Origin of the sequence: Pedobacter hartonius, from assembly GCF_900107535.1 — a bacterium.
In the GTDB taxonomy this organism is placed as follows: domain Bacteria; phylum Bacteroidota; class Bacteroidia; order Sphingobacteriales; family Sphingobacteriaceae; genus Pedobacter; species Pedobacter hartonius.
The window spans coordinates 174,982-191,704 of sequence record NZ_FNRA01000003.1 but is presented as its reverse complement, the minus strand read 5'-3'; the positions used below and the strand labels follow the sequence as shown (position 1 = coordinate 191,704).

At 43.7% G+C, this 16,723-nt stretch carries 16 protein-coding genes and 2 pseudogenes; 8 read left to right on the top strand and 10 right to left on the bottom strand.

Annotated elements, in window-relative coordinates; all coding sequences use genetic code 11:
• Window positions 1-53: 53 nt before the first annotated feature.
• Both BLW16_RS06855 and BLW16_RS06850 read left to right on the top strand, forming a co-directional pair.
• Entirely contained in the window at window positions 54-425 is a 372-nt protein-coding gene (locus tag BLW16_RS06855; RefSeq protein ID WP_090555825.1) for a response regulator transcription factor, read from the top strand.
• A 17-nt stretch (window positions 426-442) separates the two neighbouring features.
• Window positions 443-1,309, top strand: coding sequence for an aldose 1-epimerase family protein (locus BLW16_RS06850; protein ID WP_090555824.1), 867 nt, complete (start codon window positions 443-445; stop codon window positions 1,307-1,309).
• A 26-nt stretch (window positions 1,310-1,335) separates the two neighbouring features.
• Here the strand turns inward: BLW16_RS06850 and BLW16_RS06845 are convergent, their stop codons facing one another.
• The gene (locus tag BLW16_RS06845; RefSeq protein ID WP_245735161.1) at window positions 1,336-3,225 is read right to left on the bottom strand and encodes a CocE/NonD family hydrolase; all 1,890 of its coding nucleotides are present in this window, start codon (window positions 3,223-3,225) and stop codon (window positions 1,336-1,338) included.
• 35 nt (window positions 3,226-3,260) lie between these two features.
• Window positions 3,261-4,991 carry a diadenylate cyclase gene (locus BLW16_RS06840; protein ID WP_217631526.1) on the bottom strand — a complete coding sequence of 577 codons (1,731 nt, stop codon included), beginning with the start codon at window positions 4,989-4,991 and terminating at the stop codon, window positions 3,261-3,263.
• Between the two features lie 175 nt (window positions 4,992-5,166).
• Here BLW16_RS06840 and BLW16_RS06835 point away from each other — a divergent pair, with 175 nt between their 5' ends.
• Complete coding sequence (locus tag BLW16_RS06835; RefSeq protein ID WP_090555823.1) at window positions 5,167-6,402, top strand: MFS transporter; 1,236 nt, start codon at window positions 5,167-5,169, stop codon at window positions 6,400-6,402.
• 58 nt (window positions 6,403-6,460) lie between these two features.
• Complete coding sequence (locus tag BLW16_RS06830; protein ID WP_090556132.1) at window positions 6,461-7,954, top strand: gluconokinase; 1,494 nt, start codon at window positions 6,461-6,463, stop codon at window positions 7,952-7,954.
• On the opposite strand, the gene BLW16_RS06825 is transcribed toward BLW16_RS06830, so the two are convergent.
• The 8 genes and pseudogenes from BLW16_RS06825 to BLW16_RS22955 form a co-directional block, all read right to left on the bottom strand.
• Window positions 7,951-8,664 (bottom strand): hypothetical protein, encoded by a 714-nt coding sequence (locus BLW16_RS06825; RefSeq protein ID WP_090555822.1) that lies wholly within the window; start codon window positions 8,662-8,664, stop codon window positions 7,951-7,953. The genes BLW16_RS06830 and BLW16_RS06825 overlap by 4 nt on opposite strands.
• 317 nt (window positions 8,665-8,981) lie before the next feature.
• Window positions 8,982-9,098: pseudogene (locus tag BLW16_RS23990) on the bottom strand (IS3 family transposase); the annotation flags it as partial.
• A gap of 21 nt (window positions 9,099-9,119) precedes the next feature.
• Window positions 9,120-9,424, bottom strand: a pseudogene (locus BLW16_RS24145) (transposase); the annotation flags it as partial.
• A gap of 139 nt (window positions 9,425-9,563) precedes the next feature.
• Window positions 9,564-9,788, bottom strand: coding sequence for a hypothetical protein (locus BLW16_RS06815; protein ID WP_090555821.1), 225 nt, complete (start codon window positions 9,786-9,788; stop codon window positions 9,564-9,566).
• Window positions 9,789-9,856: 68 nt separating this feature from the next.
• The gene (locus BLW16_RS23640; protein WP_245735160.1) at window positions 9,857-10,294 is read right to left on the bottom strand and encodes an alpha-L-rhamnosidase C-terminal domain-containing protein; all 438 of its coding nucleotides are present in this window, start codon (window positions 10,292-10,294) and stop codon (window positions 9,857-9,859) included.
• 226 nt (window positions 10,295-10,520) lie between these two features.
• Window positions 10,521-11,189 (bottom strand): alpha-L-rhamnosidase-related protein, encoded by a 669-nt coding sequence (locus BLW16_RS23635; protein ID WP_245735159.1) that lies wholly within the window; start codon window positions 11,187-11,189, stop codon window positions 10,521-10,523.
• Entirely contained in the window at window positions 11,158-11,736 is a 579-nt protein-coding gene (locus tag BLW16_RS23630; RefSeq protein ID WP_245735158.1) for a hypothetical protein, read from the bottom strand. The genes BLW16_RS23635 and BLW16_RS23630 overlap by 32 nt, the downstream gene beginning before the upstream one ends.
• The gene (locus BLW16_RS22955) at window positions 11,652-12,092 is read right to left on the bottom strand and encodes a hypothetical protein (RefSeq protein ID WP_139298270.1); all 441 of its coding nucleotides are present in this window, start codon (window positions 12,090-12,092) and stop codon (window positions 11,652-11,654) included. The genes BLW16_RS23630 and BLW16_RS22955 overlap by 85 nt, the downstream gene beginning before the upstream one ends.
• Window positions 12,093-12,234: 142 nt before the next feature.
• On the opposite strand from BLW16_RS22955, the gene BLW16_RS06800 reads away from it, so the two are divergent.
• From BLW16_RS06800 to BLW16_RS06785, 4 genes are all read left to right on the top strand, one after another.
• Window positions 12,235-13,110: an AraC family transcriptional regulator gene (locus BLW16_RS06800; RefSeq protein ID WP_090555819.1), complete on the top strand. Its 876-nt coding sequence runs from the start codon at window positions 12,235-12,237 to the stop codon at window positions 13,108-13,110.
• Window positions 13,111-13,182: 72 nt separating this feature from the next.
• The gene (locus BLW16_RS06795) at window positions 13,183-13,869 is read left to right on the top strand and encodes a ferredoxin reductase domain-containing protein (protein WP_090555818.1); all 687 of its coding nucleotides are present in this window, start codon (window positions 13,183-13,185) and stop codon (window positions 13,867-13,869) included.
• A gap of 82 nt (window positions 13,870-13,951) precedes the next feature.
• Window positions 13,952-14,437 carry a DUF4112 domain-containing protein gene (locus tag BLW16_RS06790; RefSeq protein ID WP_090555817.1) on the top strand — a complete coding sequence of 162 codons (486 nt, stop codon included), beginning with the start codon at window positions 13,952-13,954 and terminating at the stop codon, window positions 14,435-14,437.
• A 68-nt stretch (window positions 14,438-14,505) separates the two neighbouring features.
• Window positions 14,506-16,362, top strand: a complete 1,857-nt coding sequence (locus BLW16_RS06785; protein WP_175470498.1) for a sensor histidine kinase — start codon at window positions 14,506-14,508, stop codon at window positions 16,360-16,362.
• The last annotated feature ends 361 nt before the right edge of the window (window positions 16,363-16,723 follow it).

The following is a 16,723-nucleotide window of genomic DNA, read 5'->3' as shown; positions in this document are numbered from 1 at the left end:
ACCGGAACAATGTTTGCATAAGGTTTGAGATTTTAATATTCACGAAGTAAATTATGAAGAAAAGAATACATGTTCTCGAGGACGATCAGGATATAAGATATATTATAGAATTTTTGTTAAAGGATGAAGGTTATGAGTTACAGTTATCTTCTACTTTTACAGAGTTGAAAAGCAAATTGAACGATTCATTGCCCGATCTGTTCATCATCGATGTGATGTTGCCTGATGGTAATGGTATTGAGATCTGTGAAGATCTGAAAACAGACATGTTCACCAAACATATTCCTGTGATCGTGATGTCTGCCAACCCGGGAAGTAAAGAGAAAAGTGTCACTGCATTTGCAGATGATTATATCAGCAAGCCTTTTGATCTGGATTATGTGGTAAAAAGGATTGACAGACTGCTGGCTGATAAAGTGGCTTAAAAATTAATTTTTATCGCATGATCTTACTGGAAAACGAAAATATCAGGGTGACTTTTGCAGCAAAAGGTGCTGAACTCAGAAGTATCACCAGTAAAATCAATGGGCTTGATTATTTATGGAGCGGTGATGCTACCTACTGGGCTAAGTTTAGTCCAGTTCTTTTTCCTGTTATCGGGGCACTGAAAGATGAAACATATATTGTTGACGGGAAGGAATATCATCTTTCCCGTCACGGATTTGCACGTGACCATGATTTTGAGGTAGAACAGATCAGTGATTCCGAATTGTTATTTACCCTCTCCAGTACAGAAGATACGCTTAAAGTGTATCCCTTCGAGTTTAAACTGGACTTGCGTTACATCATCTCAGGCTCATCCGTGTCATGTACATACGAGGTGACAAACCCTGCTGAAAAAGAGCTTTTGTTTTCCATAGGCGGTCATCCTGCCTTTGCCGCGCCACTGACAGCTGATGCTTCATATGAAGACTGTTATCTTGAATTTGCCGTTGATGAATCGCTCACCTATTTTAAAATCTCAGATAACCTGATCAGTGATCAGACCGATACACTGCATCTGGACAAAGCAAAACTTTTTCTGAAACACCCTCTTTTTTATGACGATGCACTGGTATTCAAACACATGGAGAGCCGTGCGATCACGTTAAGGAATACCAAAAACGAATATGGATTACATTTCCGTTTCAATGATTTTCCTTTTTTCGGTATCTGGGCCGCTAAAGATGCAGACTTCGTTTGTTTAGAACCATGGTGTGGTATTGCTGATGGTGTTCATCACAATCAGCAACTGAGCGACAAAGAAGGGATTGTATCCCTTCCACCCGGTGAAGACTGGAAAAGGATCTGGGAGGTTGAAGTTTTTTAAACTTCTGCGTGCCTTCAGTTCCCTGATCAGCATCTCTGCTTTTCGCTTTGCAATATATTCACTTTAATATGTGATGCCTGATCTTTTCGGGTATATACACGGTTGGTTGCCTTTTGGAAGTCGGCCTCCGTTGCCTTATAAATATTAACGAATTTTTGCGGGTTGCGGTCTACCAGTGGAAACCATGAGCTTTGCAACTGCACCATCACACGGTGGCCCTTTTTAAAGCAGTGAGCCACATCCTGCATATCAAATTTAACTTCCGTAACGCTGGAGGGCACCATAGGCTCCGGTTCCGAAAAGCTTTTCCTGAATTTTGAACGCATTACCTCTCCACGTACCAATAGCTGGAAACCTCCCATTCGTGTACCAGCTATCGGGCTGTCGTCCGGAGCATTACCGGGATAAACATCGATCAGTTTGACGATGAAATCTGCGTCTGTTCCAGTGGTGGATACAAAGAGGTCTGCTATCAGGTTTCCTGAAATTACAATATCATTTTCAAGTATGGGCGTCTGGTAGACCAGGACATCAGGCCTTGAAGCAGCGAAACGCTGGTCTTCGTACATAAAGTCGGTACCGCGGTCTATCCTGATCTCTTTTGTATAGGGAACCGGTTGACGCGGGTCGCTGATAAATTCATTGAAGGTAGTTCCATCTTCATTGTCGCCACCTTCATCAGATGCGGTGGGGGCATCAAAAGAAAGTGTCCCATTGGCATGCAGATACAGGTTTTTTTCCTGTGCTGCTGCGGGCGGCCATGACGAATATTTTTTCCATTTGTTGGAACCGGTTTCAAATATATTGGCTTTTGCCAGGTCAGGTGCCTGCTTCCCCTTCAGGTAGTGGTTAAAAAAGGCAAGTTCTATCTGCTGGCGGTAAAACGGACCGGTTTCAGTATGGAAACGGATATTGCCAAGGGTACTGTTATCGCCCCTGGTCCAGCTGCCATGTGTCCAGGGACCCATTACAAGGTAATTTGCTGCTGAGAGCTTGTTTTTTTCTATACCTGCAAAAGTTTTTAAAGGCCCGTACAGATCTTCCTGGTCAAACCACCCGCCTACGGTCATTACCGCAGGTTTGATATTTTTCAGGTGTGGAACAGGAGTGCGCGACTGCCAGAAGGCATTGTAGTTATCATTGTCCATCATCTCATTCCAGATCGGGTTCGCGCCTTTAAAATATTTTTCGTTTACGTTTTTTACAGGCCCCAGGTTTTTGTAGAAATCGTAGGCGTCCGGAGTTCCGTAATCCGAAAATGAAGCTGCCCGTTCTGCCGTAGGTACGGGTCTCGGGGCTCCGTAGTAGGACAAAAAAGAGAAGGTGCCCATCAGGAAAAACGCCCCGTTGTGGTGGCGGTCATCTCCCATAAACCAGTCGGTAACAGGAGCCTGCGGCGAGGCTGCTTTTAACGCAGGATGTGCATCAATAGCCGTCATGGTGGTATAAAATCCGGGAGCAGAAATGCCCCAGGTTCCCACTTTTCCGTTGTTGCAGGGAATGTTCTTCAGCAACCAGTCGATCGTGTCATAACTGTCAGAGCTTTCGTCTGTCTCGGTTTCTTTTTTATCGGGAATATATGGTCTGGTCGCTACGAAGTGACCTTCTGACAGGTAACGTCCTCTTACATCCTGGTAAACGAAGATATAACCTTCTTCTGCAAAGAGCATAGAAGGTCCAAGGCTTTGTTTGTATTCCTTTTCACCATATGGGCCGGCGCTATAAGGGGTACGATGGTACATGACCGGATAGGTACCGCTCTGATCTTTTGGAACATAAATCACTGTAAACAGCCTTACCCCGTCACGCATAGGAACCTGGTGTTCCAGTTTGGTGTAATGTTCAGTAATATAGGCCGCATCTTCTTCAGCGGTTAACGGGAGTGGGGCAAAGGCACCAGAAGTGGAAGTAGACATTAGTGCAAAATAAACATTTTGTCTGCAATTCATCATTATTCTTTGAGATAGTAGGCATCATTCATCTCCCTGTTGGGAATCAGGTTATCCCAGATCATCCTTACGCCGTCGCTGCTGTTCTTATGCTTCATTTCGATTATCCTGCGCAGCTTGTTTACCGTTGTACATTCTTTCTGTGACAGGTAGAAGTCGTTTTCCTGGAAAAAATCCATCAGGCGGTTAAAGCTTTTCCTTAAAAATTTATCCGTCTCGCTCAGTTTAACCAGGGCGTTGATGTGTTTGCTGATGGCAGAATGTTTTACCTGGGGTTTCAGGTTAGGGATCAGGTCAATGAGGCCGTCTTCGGAAATCACGACCAATACTGTCTGTGCCTTGTGTTCCATGTGCTCATAATAGCGCAGGGCTGAATTGTATCTTGCGCCCCTGGATGAGTCGCCATTTGCCGTAGCGATGCCATCCAGGATTACTCCGATCGCGTGGCAGGTACAATCGGTGTCGACAAGGACTGCCCCGTCAATAGAGGTGATCTGGTGAATAATGTCTGTGTTGATGCGGATCGGTTTGATCTTAAAACACTGGCTGCTGAGACGCACAGCTTCTTCATCTGCTTTGGATGATATGGCGAGTATAGTGCCATGTTTTTGTTTTGTCGCTTCAAGGGTAATGTCCCAGAGCGTATTTAACCTGGTCTTATCAATGCCGCTGAATAATCTTCTTAAACTGGAAAAAAAATTTTCCCTGTTGATCTTTTCATTGTACAGGTCGGGCATTCTGAAAGCTACTGAGATCATGACATTTTCATGGTGTGTAACTTCCCAGTGAAAGTGTTTGGTGAAATGGACGATGAACAGCGATTCCTCGTGGTAATTGTATTTCCCTTTCAGCTGGCAGAGGCCGTAGATCAGTACAGAATCCGACAGGATCAGCTGCTTATGGTCGGCCAGTTCAAGGAATTTCCGTACTTTCCTGAAATCCTTGATGTGTATCGGCTTTTCCAGCTCCATAGTCATTTTCACATTAGGATGGTTTTTAGGGGCAATAACCATTTTGCCGAAACCTTCAGCGCCTTCATATTTCAGGGAGGAAATGGTGTTACAGGCATCGTACAATATATGGAGACTGTTAGGATGCTGACCGGCCATGGAAATGGTGGTCATAAAATCATGGCCTGCTTTACTGACCAGCTCGTCGCGCGTTTTAGATAATACATTAAAGTCTGAAGGCGATGTGGCCTTAAGAGCATTCGCACTTGCGTCAAGATAGACCTTGATAATGCTTTCTATGAAAGACCTGCTGATCTTCTGCCCGGAGAAGGAGTGGTCCCTGCTGAGGTAGTAATACGTGTTGAGGATTTTCTTATTCAATTCTGCTACCACATAAATCAGGTAACCATCAATATAAACCGGGGAGGAGATAAAGTTTTCACTGTAGCTGCTGTTGGCATGTGCCCTAAGGATCCGCTGGATCTCTGCGGTATAGACTGCATTTAAAAGCCGTCTGTCCTCATCATCATTGTAGCCTGCCTTCAGGCTGTGCTGGATGCATAAAGCTTTAAGTGTACGGAAATCCACTCGCTCATATTCACATTCAGGGCATTCCAGTACCACAAACGGACGCTGTACTTCTGGCTTTAACAGTGCGGCGATCAGGAATACCTTAGGTGCAAGCCGGTCGTCCAATGAATTAAACAGTTCTTCGGCCGCCAGCACCAGCGAGATCTGGCAATGCTGCTGATGTTCCCAAATTAAATTGTCGCAGGTCTTCATAGCTTCTATAGTATTTTATTCTAGTAGATCTCTCGCTATATATATCTTTTGTTTTTAAAAATCTGTGATCAACAAATGTATTTTAAGTTTCCTTCTTAAAGTGTTAAAAAAAGTTAATTCAGGAAATAACTTTTTTATTACATTAGTCGTTTAATTAGGTAATTTTCAATAATAGATGCAATCAGCAAAATACTCCAAAACCGCGCTAGGCGCAGCAATACTTGTGGCTTCCTTAGGCTATTTCGTAGATATTTACGACTTGCTGCTTTTCAGTATTGTACGTGTGCCGAGCCTTAAGTCTTTAGGCCTTACAGGTACTGCACTTACCGATACAGGAATCTCGTTACTGAACATCCAGATGATAGGACTTTTACTGGGAGGAATATTCTGGGGTATGCTGGGAGATAAAAAAGGACGTCTTTCTGTACTTTCCGGCTCCATATTTATTTATTCAGCAGCTAATTTTGTAAATGGGTTTGTACATTCTGTACAGGCCTACGGGATATGTCGTTTTATTGCTGGTTTAGGGCTTGCCGGGGAGTTGGGTGCGGGAATTACACTGGTGGCAGAACTGATGCCGAAGGAAAAGCGGGGGTATGCCACTACCATCATTGCCTCTGTTGGCGTGAGCGGGGCTACAGTTGCCTATTTCGTAGCTCACCTTTTTGAATGGCGCACTTCATATTTTGTAGGCGGATGTTTGGGCTTTGTACTGTTATTGCTGCGGATCGGGGTTGCAGAATCAGGGATGTTCAGCCAGTCCAAAGATGCCAGTAACAGGGGTAATTTTTTCGCCCTTTTTGGTAGTAAGAAGCAGTTTTTCAAGTATATGAGGTGTATTTTTATCGGATTGCCTTTTTGGATGATAGTAGGTATTTTCATCACCCTTTCTCCCGAATTCAGCAAAGTGCTTGGTGTTCAGGGCGAGGTAAACGGTGGGGCTGCTATCGCGGCCTGTTACGCAGGGATTGTTGTTGGTGATATTGTAAGCGGGCTGCTGAGCCAATATCTGAAAAGCCGGATCAAAGTAGTGTATATATTTTTATCGCTCTCAGTGATCGGCATCATCTCCTACCTGACATTACATGGTCTTACACTCCAGCATTTTTACTGGTTGTGCGGCGGTATCGGATTTGCTACGGGATACTGGGTGATCTTTATGACCATCGCCGCCGAACAGTTTGGAACCAATATCAGAGCCACCGTCACCACTACTGTTCCCAATTTTGTGCGTGGCGCTATTGTTCCGATAGCTTTTCTTTTCCAGACGTTCAAGAGCTTTTATAGTGGGTCTATTATCCTCTCGGGTGTCACGATAGCGGTGATCAGCTTTGGAATTGCCTTTCTCGCGCTGAGCAGGATGAAAGAAACCTTCCATAAGGACCTGGACTATGTAGAGGAATTCCAATAGTAAATCATATTTTGCCGCAATGCGGTAAAGTCATAAATTGCAGGTATAATTAATGATCATGAAATATATTCTGGGGATAGACATCGGTACCGGCAGTACTAAGGCAGTTGCAGTTGGGCAGGATCATATTGCATTTGACAGCAGCCAGTTCTTTTATCCGACTGATACTTCTGAGCCTCAACATAGCGAGCAGGATCCCGAACTGATCTGGCAGGCCTTTCAAAACAGCGTGACAGAGCTGGTCTCGAAGTTAGGTTATCCTCCGTTGGCGATCAGTCTGAGCAGTGCGATGCATAGTGTAATTGCTGTTGATGAACAGTGCAATGCGCTTGCACCGATGATGACCTGGGCAGACAGCAGAAGTGCGGCGATTGCCGATGAATTGCTGGCTTCGCCCTTAGGGCTGAAGCTGTACAGGGAGACAGGTACGCCTGTACATTCCATGTCGCCCCTTTGCAAGATCATCTGGATCAGGGAGAACCAGCCCGAATTTTTCAAAGGTGTATATAAGTTCATTTCTATTAAGGAATATATCTGGTACCGTTTGTTCCATACTTTTGAGGCAGATCATTCCATTGCATCCTGCAGCGGGCTGATGGATGTGGAAAAACTGGTCTGGAGTAAGCTCGCCCTGAGTACTGCCGGCATTACGGTAGCGCAGCTTTCAGCTCTCGTTTCCACTACTTATCTGAGGAATGATTTTGAACCCTCAACATCCTTTGATGTCCTGAAAGCAAGAACCCCCTTTGTGATGGGAGCCAGTGACGGCTGTCTGGCGAATTTGGGTACCGGCGCAATCAGTCCGGGGATTGCGGCATTGACAATTGGCACCAGCGGAGCCTTGCGTGTGTCAGGAAGCCAGGCGGCACCAAACGAATCAGCAATGACGTTCAGCTACCGTCTGGATGAAGAAACATTTATTAATGGGGGTCCTGTAAATAACGGGGGCATTGCTTTAAAATGGCATTTGAAGAACCTGTTTCAAAAAGAGCAGCTGGCTGCGGCAGACTATGCTGACGCATTGAGCCAGATGGAGCAGTTAAATCCCGGTGCCGAAGGTTTGATTTTTCTTCCGTATTTGCAGGGAGAGCGTGCACCCATATGGGATTCCAAAAGCTGCGGTACCTTTTTTGGCATGCGGCTGATACACCAGCCGCGGCATTTTACCAGAGCAGTGATTGAGGGGATTTGTTTTGCCTTAAATGATGTGTTGAAGTCATTGGAAGAATCAGGTCAGCAGATCTCTCAGCTGAATGTGAGCGGTGGATTTGTGTCTTCGGCAGCATGGCTGCAGATCATGGCTGATATCACTGGCAAAAGACTGGTGCTCGCCACAGCAGAAGATGCATCTGCAGTAGGAGCTGCATATCTTGCGGTGAAGGCCACAGGTATTTCGTCTACTTATCCTTTGCCTGATAGAGGTGAAAGCACAACGGTTGAGCCGGATCAGGCAAATCACGTCATCTATCAGCAATATTTTGCTGTTTACAGGAAATTATATGCAAACCTGAAAGGGCTGATGCAGGAATTATATACGCTGCAGATTTCTTAGTTATTATTCGGCTGATTGCTGTTGTTCTGATGAACTGAATTGTATGCTTTTACCAGGGACTGGATAGATTTTACATCAAAGCTGTTCATCTCTTTTACTCTCGCTGTCAGGTCCTGGTCATCAGAAAATTTGTCCAGTAATGTATTCCTGATGTAACGGTAGTTGGCATCCGGGTTATTCTGATCCGGTGTGATTTCCAGCATATCACCTGTTCCCGGTTTCTCTATGTAGTATAATCCCTGACGCTGAGGTCTTTGTTCTTCGTCATCACGGCTGGAACGGCCATCAATACTTACACCACCGCCAAATCCAAATCCGCCGAAACCTCCGGTACCAATGCCCAGGCCAATTGAGGGCATGAAACGCATACGGCGGCGTTTTTTCTCCGGGCCGGTGTTTCCTCCCATCGAATACAGGTTAACAGAACCGGATTCTAACATTTTAAAGAAACGGTATTCAGTTTTTTTATGGTTTACAAAGGGTTTGCTGACAAATGTTTCCCCGTTCCAGAGAAATTCTTTAATATCTTTTGCATTGAACTGCTGAACTTCTCCATTATCTTTTTTAATGCCAACGGTTAAAAAGTCAGTACCCTGAATCGTTCCCCTGATGAAATCACCATCTGAGATGACTACAGCATCCTGAGCGGCGGCGGTTAACGTAAGAATAGAAAGGAGCAAAAAAGTGCTCAGATATTTTATTGTTTTCATCTGTTTGTTTTATGGTATGTCTTTCAGCTGTGTTTATTGTTTTTTGTCGTTAAGCTGCCTACGGCGGTTTGTTAGATGGCGCCTTTTATGATTAAAATAATTATTGCAATGTGTGTTTAATAATTATTTTGATCATGTCGGTTTCATATTAGTCCAAATAACGTAAATAGTTTCGCAAATGTTGTCACGCGCGACTCAGATATTTTGAGATTTATTGAGGAAAGACAATTCTAATGGATTTGTTACGGGATTTTTAGTGTAAACATAAAATGCCCCGGTAAATAGACTGACCCCTAAAAGTTGGACGAAGTTAAAAATTAATTAGACAGGTGAGCTCGATATTTTATCGGGCTCATCCCGTTTAAGTTGAGTCTGATTCTGTCGTTGTTATAATATTTAATGTATTCTTTTATATCTTTTTTTAGTTCATCGGTGGTAGCATATTTTTTAAGCTAGAACAACTCCGATTTCAGGGTGCCAAAGAAATTTTCGATTATAGCATTATCATAGCAGTTCCCTCTTCCAGACATGCTTTATGTTATGCCCTTTTTCTTTAGCATCGTTTTATATTTGGCCATTCTATATTGCCATCCTTGATCAGAATGTAATGTTAGCTTAGTATTTCCTCAAACTTCTTAAATGCATCCGTGAGCATATCGGAAACCTGTTTGAAATTGGGCGATTCGGATAAATTGTAGCTGATAATTTCACCGTTAAACAACTCTATAACAGGTGAGAGATAAAGCTTCTTTCCATTAACTCTCCTTCACAATTTTTAGCCTATACTCAGCTGTGTGAATTCTGTTCTTTCTCATAAAAAACCCCCAAATAGTGTCTAACTTTTTGGGGGCAGTGCAAAACCGGAACATTTTATATGTTGATAGCGTTGCGTAATATCCTTATTTAGGTGTTACGGTTTTCTTTGCTACAGTCTTTTTAGTGCTGGTCTTGCTTTCTGTTTTGTTTGCTTTATAACGCATATCTGGTGTACCGTCTTTTTTCGTGACCTGCTTGTTTGCCTTGTAGCGCATGTCTTTAGTACCGTCTTTTTTTGTTTGCGCAAATGTAACTGTAGTGGTAAAAGCCATTACAGCCAGTAACATCATCATGATTATCTTTTTCATAAGCAATTGAATTAAGTTTAATTGAAGCTAGGAAAGATTTCTGAGAAAAGCAATAGCCGTCATATTAGTTATAATTTGTATTTAACCAGATACTCTTTCGCTTTCATGATCTCAATTTCATAGCTGTTACCCGTCAGCGAACGGATCACTGCACCTTTACAAACCGGCCTGCTGCTGCTTTTTATCTTCAATATCCCTGTTCCTTCACTTCCCCTGATTCTGATCTCCGTAGTGCTGCAGTAGATCTTTATTTCCCCGTTTGGAGTAGGTACTGTACCTTCCATCCATTTTAATCCGCCAAGTGCAGGTTCTGCCAGCCATGAGGCGTAACCTGCGGAAGTGGGTTTAACACCGAGGAAATATTTACCGGGCAGGTAGATCGGGCTGGCTCCCCAGGCATGGCAGAGGCTTTTTCCAAATGGCCTGCCATACATTGCCAGGTGTGCGTTACCCTGTTTGGCCGGGTCAAATTCTTCCCAGAAAGAAGTTGCACCAAGTTTTAGCATACCTTCCCAGTAATCTTTGATTTCTTTGAGCACATACGGCTACTCCCCCAGGGCGCAAAGTGCTTCGAGCTCGTAAAAGCGCATGTAGGGAGTGGTGATCTTCTGTACCTAGTCATTCAGCAATACGTGCTGTTTAACGGCCTGCTTTTGTGTATCGCTGAAATAGTTGAAGAATATCCAAACATATTGGCATACCTGGTTACGTTGTCTGTCTGCTTGCCGTTGATCATGCTATGAACGAACGCTTGTTTATCATCATTCCAGTAACCTGCAAAGATTGATCAGCAGCCAGTGCCGCATATTTTTCTGCACCGGCGGTATCATTGATGATTTTTGCGCTCATGGCCATGGTTTCGAGGCTGCGGGCCAGGAGGATTTGCCCAAAGCTAAGCTCCCCCTGTTTACTGAGGCCGTCTGCCCAATCGATAAACACCCAGTCGCCCGCCATCCCTTCCATCATGCCGCGTGAATTCCTTCTGGACAGACAATAATCCATCAGGCTTTTCATGCGCGGATAGAACTGCTGTATGAAAGTTTTGTCGCCCGTATATTCATAATAATCGTGAATACCGATAAACCAGTAAAAAGTGTAGTCCATGATGGTATTGATGTGACTCGTTACAGGATCTTTCCCTCTTAGCGCCAGCAGTGTACGTGTGACCGAGGGCGAGCCGAAGAGCAGGTAGTAATTCATCAGGTAGCTTTGATAGGCATCGCCAGACCAGATCCAGCGGTCGCACTTGATCCCGTCGATAAAGAATTCACGGGTGTTTAAATGGAAAGTATATTTTGATACCTCATAGATCTTATTGACTTCCTCATCCGAACAGTGAAAACTGCCCCTGTCGGCCACCGGAAGATATTCAAACAGCATTGAAACGTAGTCTGCACTCATGCCGGGTAACATAGCAGAATGCTTTGGTCTGTTGCGTAAGGGTATCCTTTTTTTCGCTGAGGCTGATGTCCAGTTTGTCAAGCGTTTCACATTGCGCTGTAGCCAGTGCTTCTTCTTTTGATTCCCCATAATACAGGCTCAGCACACCTTTTCCTTTTAACCCCTGGAATTTAATAAAGCCGAAAGTTTCCTTTCCAAAGTCTAGCAGCAGGGATTGTCCCTTTTTTTCTGTTGTGACGGCAGACTGGGCTTTTACTAAAAGTTTAAATGCAGATGGGGGAGATGCAGGATCATTAAAGTTCCAGGAGGCGGCATTGAGCCAGGCAGTGCCCGACTGATCGGAGGCCTTGCCGGACTGGTCTATCCATTCCTTATCTTCAAAGGTGACCATCCAGGACGCATCAGAAATCACTTTCTTTCCCTGTACAAAAATGGCTGGAACACTGTTCTGGCAGAAGACCTTCAGGTTAAGGGTGCATCTGCCACCCATACTTTTCCCTTTGCTGCGGCAGGTAAGCCGCTGACAGGTGTGTTCATGATCTTCCATCCGGTAATGATCCTTCCGCCGCTGACCACAGGTTTTTCTCCCGTAGCAGCCCGGATGATGGTGGGGCTTGATTCAGTCCCTGCATCTTCAGGCAGGATAACAATAGGTTCCTGAAGTATATACAACCCGCCTCTGAGGATGATAGAAATTCCTTTCGATGCGGAAGCATCAGACGTTCGCCTGAGTTCACGGGCTTTTCTGATGGCAAAACTGATATCTGCCAGGGGTTTTTCTTTCGTGCCGGAATTTACATTGTTGCCCTGGGGAGAAACCCATATGTCTGCCGCGGCGCAAATACCGGCAAAGGAGATGTGTAATAAGAAAAGTATAGTAAAATGTTTACCTGTAGTAATCATAGTCGTAAAAATACATGTCGGCAAACGGTTTTTTTTATACCAAGTTCTCCAGGTATTGTAGGATATCATCTCAATAATAAAAATATCTTCCATTGCAGATATTCAATATCTTTGTTTTAAAGAAGACAAGATCATATGTTGAATGGTGAGCGCATCGAATCATAAACAGGCAGTTATCCCTGTCCATAAACTCCAGGAACGGACATCTTCCGGGATGGAGGTGCGTTATATCGATAATGACAACGAATCTGATTACAGTGATCTGGGTGTACACCGCGATGATCATTATATCTTCCTGGTGCAGGAAGCGGGTTATAGCTCATTTCATGTAGATTTCAAACACTTTGAGCTGAGTGGCCAAGCGGTCTTTTATATCCGGCCGGCACAGGTTCACTATATCTCGAAGGTTAAAATGATCAGCGGTTGGTTTTTAGGGATCGAAACCTCCCTGGTGGATGAAAAATACCGTGCTGTTTTTGAAGAGCTTGTTTTAGATCAGCAGCCGCTGCTGCCGTCAGAAGATAAGTTTTTACAGCTCAGCAGATGTGGTGCTGTTTTAAAGGATGTTTTTAAAGACGGTGATCAGTCGCAATTACATGCTCCGGTTCTTAATTCGCTGGCCTCTGCTTTTATCGGGTTGATTGCTCAAATTTACATGGCCAATGAAAGCGCAGCTGCCAGGCCCAATCAGCGGCCGGAGATCATCACAAGGCAGTTCAGGAAGACACTCAGGGCCAATTACCGCAGGCTAAAGCATCCCAGCGGGTACGCATCCGCACTTTGTTTATCGTTGTCATATCTCAACGAGTCAGTGAAATCTGTAACCGGCTTTCCCGTCAGCTACTGGATACACAACGAAATTATGCTGGAGGCCAGGAGACTTTTGTATTATAGCGATCTCAGCATCAAAGAAATTGCCTTTGCCCTCGGTTATGAAGACCATACCTATTTCTCCAGGTTGTTCCACAAAATTTGTGGCAGCTCCGCCATGGCGTTCCGTAAGCAATACCGCGGATAGTCCAACTTTAACCGCGTATCCTCTATTGAAAGGCGCTGAGTTTTGTCCTTGCTTTGTATAAAGCAATTACTTATGAATATTATCAAGAAAAAAGCACTTTCAATTTTTGAAAATCAGCTGTTAAAACAGGGGCTTGTACTGGATGTAAGGTCATGGAGCCCGGCAACCTTTTTTGAAGTAGATCTTCATCTTCCGCATGTAGACATGGAAAAATGGCAGACCGTGCAGCACATCAAAGTGAAAGTAGCAGAATATACTTACCGCGATTATACGCCTACATTATGGGATACGGAGACACGTACCTGTACCCTGTGTATCAACTCTTCACAAAGCGGGCCGGGCAGTGCCTGGGTTTCTTCTCTGAAAAGAGGTGATGTCTTGTCCTACGTAGGAATAGGTTCTACCTTCCATAAACCTGTTGCCGGAAAGCGGTCGCTGTGCCTGGGTGACAGCAGCAGTGCAGGTCATTTCCTGGCCCTGAATCAGCTTGCGGCGGCTGATACTGAAGTCTGCGGCGCGATTAGCTTCGGGCAGCAATCCCATATTGATGAATTTGCATCTTATTTCAGCACCCGTTTGCAACCGATCAGAGAGAAAAACCGGGATTACAGTCTGGTTTCATGGCTGGAACAACAGGATCTGGCCGACGAAACGGTTTATATAGCCGGCCATATCCCCACAGCTATACAGCTGAGAAAACATTTGAGACAGCGTAACGATTTTACGGGGACAATCAAGTTACAGGGATTCTGGAGCTGATCACTATCCGGGTGATGCTCAAATTTAGCTTCCTTTTTACCGCATCTCAAAAACAATTTCCTTTAAATGCCGTTGTCCCGGAATGCCTCTTCAACCTAAAGCACCCGAACCATTTGAAAAACCCGGAATGATACTGATCAAACGCCTGGTGTACCTCCTGGATGAGCAATTCCGGATTCCGGGCACTAATTTCAGGTTTGGTCTCGATCCGCTGATGAATCTTTTTCCGGTTGCCGGAGATTTGACGGGTTTCCTGATCTCAGCAGGCCTTTTGTGGGCAATGGCCAGAAAAGGTGCGGGCAATAAGCTGGTGGTGCTCATGAGCATTAATATTTTTCTTGATGCAGCCCTTGGTGGAATTCCACTGGTAGGACAGGTCTTTGATTTCTTTTTCAAGGCCAACAGCCGTAATCTAAAATTAATGAAAGAACATTATGTAGAAGGGAAACATCATGGAAGTGGAAAGAATACACTGATTTTAACGGCATTTATCCTGATGATCATGTTAATTATTATGATCTTCCTGCTAGTGAAGACTACCGAATGGATGTTGGGACTTTTTAAGTAAAAAAGCTGTTATAAATAGCAGGTGAAAATTAATATTTGATATCTTGGATTAAGAATTATAAGTTTAAATTGAAACCCGATCTTACTGGCTTTATCAGGTCAAACTATAGGAATGCATTCACTGTAGCCGTCTTACTGATCATATTTCAGGTTAGCGTAACGCAGAATTACCTGTTGTTCCATACGATTGTAGAACTACTTTCCATCGTGGTAGCCTTTGCTGTTTTTATGATTACCTGGAATTCCCGGAAAATGCTGGACAATAATTACCTGTGTTTTGTTGGGATTGCTTATATTTTTATTGGTGCGCTGGACCTGATGCACACCATTACTTTTAAAGGAATGCAGATCATTCCAGGGTCTGTGTATCATGGTAACCAGTTCTGGATCGCAACCAGGGGCCTGGAGGCACTTACGCTCATCACCGGATTTCTGTTCCTTAACATCAGAAAGGTAATAAATGTAGACCTGATCGTACTGGTTTATTCCATAATTACCGTCCTGATCATTCTCTCTATACTCTATTGGGGGATTTTTCCTTTGTGTTATACTGATGAAGTGGGGCAGACCCCGTTTAAGATCTATGCTGAATATGTGATCATCGCTATCCAGTGTTTTGCTGGCTTTTTATTGTACCGGTCGAGAAATAATTTTGATAAACCGATATTCAGACTGCTTTCCATGTCGATCCTCTTTGGCATCTTAGGTGAATTTTGTTTTACCCTGTATATTTCTAATTACAGCCTTACCAATGAGATTGGGCACTACGGAAAACTGATCTCCTTTTTTCTCATTTATAAGGCAAATGTTGAAAAGGGCTTTACCAAACCTACCGGTTTAATATTCAGGAACCTCAGGGACAATGAAGAAAAGTACAGGACACTGGCGGAAAACTTGCCTGAAATTATCTTCAGGTTTGATAAAGATTTTAAATGCCTTTATGCCAATAGTGCTGTAGAAAAATTCCTGCCGCACCATCATGATTTTTATACAGGGAAAGCACTAACGGAACTTGGTTTTCCAGAGCATTTTGAACAACAGCTCAGCCGGGTATTAATGCGGGCCGAACAGGCGAAGGTAATACAGGAAATAAACTTCGACCTTCCCAATGAAAATGCTGATTGCTCTTTTTCAATGCAGGCTATTCCCGAATATGGTTCTTATGACAATGAAAGTACTTTCCTTGTGATCTGTTATGACATTACAGAATTGAAATTAAATGAAAAGCGGCTGCAGGACCTGAATGCTGCAAAGGATAAACTGTTTTCTATTATTGCTCACGACCTGAAAAATCCTTTTACCTCTCTTATTGCATTTAGCGAACTCATTCACAGGAACGTGAATAAGCTGAGCAGGGAAAAGATCGAAAGCCTGGCAATGAGAATGAACGATTCTTCAAAACAGGCATTTGCATTGCTGGAGAATCTGCTGAACTGGTCACGTGTTCAAACCGGAGCATTGGTTCCCAATCCTCAGATTGTGGATGTACAGAGGTTATTAAATGAGAATCAGGAACAGACCGCATCGCTTGCGCTGGCAAAGGGAATTGAGATCCTCGTGGAAAACTCCGGCTCCGGACGGATCTTTGCCGACAGGCAGATGATTGATACCGTATTGAGGAACCTGATCGCCAATGCGATAAAATTCAGTTACGCCAACAGCACGATCTGGCTGAAAGGAGAGGATAAACAGGGGCATATCCTGTTCTCTGTGACAGATTCCGGTTTGGGCATAACAAAAGAAAATTTAGAGCAATTGCTGAAAATCGAGAGCAAATTAACCACCAGGGGTACGCAGGAAGAAAAAGGGACCGGTCTCGGGCTGATACTTTGTAAGGAATTTGTGGAGCTCAGCGGAGGACGGATCTGGGCGGAGAGTGAGTTCGGGTTGGGAACCACCTTTTACTTTTCAATTCCGTCGATTTGATAAACATATCAATACCCTCCAAAAATTATTTTATGAAAATTTCATCAATTACCGGTTTTTAAGATCCTTAATCGTAAAAAAAGACTGTTTTTAATTCTTTTACTATGTTCAAACTCATAAATCAATTGAAAATATGATAATTATGGGATCTCATAGTATCCTTTATTTGTGTTAAATATAATTTTTACCTTTAAATATTAGTCATATCATAAAAATTATATGTAAATGCTTCCAAAATAGAAAAAATGTTGCATACATTTCTTTTTTTGCGGAATATTGTGATAGTATAAAACGTTTTGGCTTTCATGCCATTTTTTAGCGCTTTTTATGACACCAAATTGGCCAGACTGTTAGTGATATC

Bases quoted from the DNA above. Each gene is read 5' to 3' on its own strand.
- BLW16_RS06845 (WP_245735161.1), bottom strand. From the start codon at position 3,225: ATGTCTACTTCCACTTCTGGTGCCTTTGCCCCACTCCCGTTAACCGCT.
- BLW16_RS23630 (WP_245735158.1), bottom strand. From the start codon at position 11,736: ATGGAAGATCATGAACACACCTGTCAGCGGCTTACCTGCCGCAGCAAA.
- BLW16_RS06840 (WP_217631526.1), bottom strand. From the start codon at position 4,991: ATGAAGACCTGCGACAATTTAATTTGGGAACATCAGCAGCATTGCCAG.
- BLW16_RS06800 (WP_090555819.1), top strand. From the start codon at position 12,235: ATGGTGAGCGCATCGAATCATAAACAGGCAGTTATCCCTGTCCATAAA.
- BLW16_RS06790 (WP_090555817.1), top strand. From the start codon at position 13,952: ATGCCTCTTCAACCTAAAGCACCCGAACCATTTGAAAAACCCGGAATG.
- BLW16_RS06830 (WP_090556132.1), top strand. From the start codon at position 6,461: ATGAAATATATTCTGGGGATAGACATCGGTACCGGCAGTACTAAGGCA.
- BLW16_RS06795 (WP_090555818.1), top strand. From the start codon at position 13,183: ATGAATATTATCAAGAAAAAAGCACTTTCAATTTTTGAAAATCAGCTG.
- BLW16_RS06835 (WP_090555823.1), top strand. From the start codon at position 5,167: ATGCAATCAGCAAAATACTCCAAAACCGCGCTAGGCGCAGCAATACTT.
- BLW16_RS06850 (WP_090555824.1), top strand. From the start codon at position 443: ATGATCTTACTGGAAAACGAAAATATCAGGGTGACTTTTGCAGCAAAA.
- BLW16_RS06825 (WP_090555822.1), bottom strand. From the start codon at position 8,664: ATGAAAACAATAAAATATCTGAGCACTTTTTTGCTCCTTTCTATTCTT.
- BLW16_RS06815 (WP_090555821.1), bottom strand. From the start codon at position 9,788: ATGAAAAAGATAATCATGATGATGTTACTGGCTGTAATGGCTTTTACC.
- BLW16_RS23635 (WP_245735159.1), bottom strand. From the start codon at position 11,189: ATGAGTGCAGACTACGTTTCAATGCTGTTTGAATATCTTCCGGTGGCC.
- BLW16_RS23640 (WP_245735160.1), bottom strand. From the start codon at position 10,294: ATGCTAAAACTTGGTGCAACTTCTTTCTGGGAAGAATTTGACCCGGCC.
- BLW16_RS22955 (WP_139298270.1), bottom strand. From the start codon at position 12,092: ATGATTACTACAGGTAAACATTTTACTATACTTTTCTTATTACACATC.
- BLW16_RS06855 (WP_090555825.1), top strand. From the start codon at position 54: ATGAAGAAAAGAATACATGTTCTCGAGGACGATCAGGATATAAGATAT.